This window comes from Candidatus Methylomirabilota bacterium, from assembly GCA_036005065.1.
Classification (GTDB): Bacteria; Methylomirabilota; Methylomirabilia; order Rokubacteriales; family DASRDR01; genus DASYQW01.
In genome coordinates this window covers 1-1,597 of record DASYQW010000114.1, presented here as the reverse complement: position 1 = coordinate 1,597, position 1,597 = coordinate 1, and the positions used below count along the sequence as shown (strand labels likewise).

At 72.4% G+C, this 1,597-nt stretch carries 1 protein-coding gene; it reads left to right on the top strand.

What is annotated here, in order from left to right:
- Positions 1–4: 4 nt before the first annotated feature.
- Positions 5–1,597 (top strand): BTAD domain-containing putative transcriptional regulator (locus tag VGW35_08410; GenBank protein ID HEV8307678.1); only part of this gene is annotated, 1,593 nt, incomplete at its 3' end.

Genomic DNA, 1,597 nt, shown 5'->3' with positions numbered 1-1,597 from the left:
AATCTTGGGACCGACGGAGGTCCTGGACGGGAGGCGGCGGGTACCGCTCCCCAGGGGGCGCGGACGGGCCCTCCTCGCCCTGCTGGTGCTTCATGCCGGCCAGCCGGTCTCGGCCGACCGGCTCATCGACGAGCTGTGGGGCGAGAGTCCTCCCCCGACGGCCCGGACGGTCGTCCATGGCCTGGTGTCACGGTTGCGGGCTGTTCTCGAGCCAGGCAGGGGCAAGGCCCGGCCCGGCGCCCTGCTCCAGACGTCCGGGAGCGGCTACCGGCTCGCGATCGAGCCGGACGCCGTCGACGCTCACCGGTTCAAGCGGCTGATCGACGAGGCCCGCGACGCCCCAGCGAAGGTGCGGGCTGCGAAGCTGTCGGCGGCTCTGGCCCTCTGGCGGGGGCCGGCCCTCGCCGACTTCGCGTACGAGCCGTTCGCCCAGCGAGCCATCACCGCACTGGAGGAGCTTGGGACCCAGGCGATCGAGGATCGGATCGAGGCGGACCTCGAGGCGGGTCGTGCCGCAGATCTCGTGCCCGAACTGGAACAGCTCATCCGGGCCCATCGGTTCCGAGAGCGGCTGCACGGCTTGCTGATGCTTGCGCTTTACCGCTCGGGACGTCAGGCGGCCGCCCTCCAGGCGTACCGGGACACCTGCTCGCTGCTGGGCGAGGAGTTGGGCCTCGAACCCGGCCCCGCCCTGCGTGAGCTGGAGACGGCGATCCTGAGGCAGGACCCCTCACTCGAGCTGCCGTCGGCAGACCGCGCCCGGACAGGGCCCCTCGGCTCGCCGGGGTCCTGGCTTCCCCGGGAGCGGCGCACCGCGACGGTCGCGGCCCTCGACGTCGCCCCCAGCGCGAACCCGAACGTGGATGCTGAGGCCGTCGGGCGTCTGGGCGCCGACTGCGCGCGGGTCGCGGCCGAGGTGATCGAGCGGCACGGCGGGCGCGTCGAGCGCCAGCTCGGGGACACCCTGGTCGCGTTCTTCGGGTTCCCGGTGGCGAGGGAGGACGACGCGCTGAGGGCCGTGCGGGCCGTTGCCGACGCACAGGCTGCAGTTCTGGCGCTGAACAACCGCCCGTCGGGGATCCAGGGCGTCCTGTACCGGTCGCGGGGGGGCATCGAAGCGGGCGACATCGTGGTCGCAGGGCCCGGGGCCGCGCTCCGCGATTGCGTTGCGGGGCCCGTGGTAAGGGCGGCGACCCGGTTGCAGCAGGCAGCGCCGGACGACCAGATTGTGGTCGGGCCGGCGGCGCAGCAGCTGCTCCGGGGGGCGGTGATCATGAAACCCCTCCATGGCGCTCCGGGAAAGACCACGGGCTGGCAGATCCTGGAGATCGTCGCCCACGCGCCAGCCATCCCCCGCGCGCTTGACGCACCGATGTTCGGCCGTCAGGGCGAGCTGACCCGATTGCGCTCCGCGTTTCGTCGCGTGGTCCGCTCCGGTACCGTGTGGCGACTCACAGTGCTGGGTGAGGCCGGAATCGGGAAGTCGCGTCTGGCGAGAGAGTTCGTGTCCTCGATCGGCGCGGATGCCAACGCCATCACCCAACGTTGTCCGGCACCTGGTGAGGGCGTGGCCTTCCTCCCGGTGCGAGACGCGGTG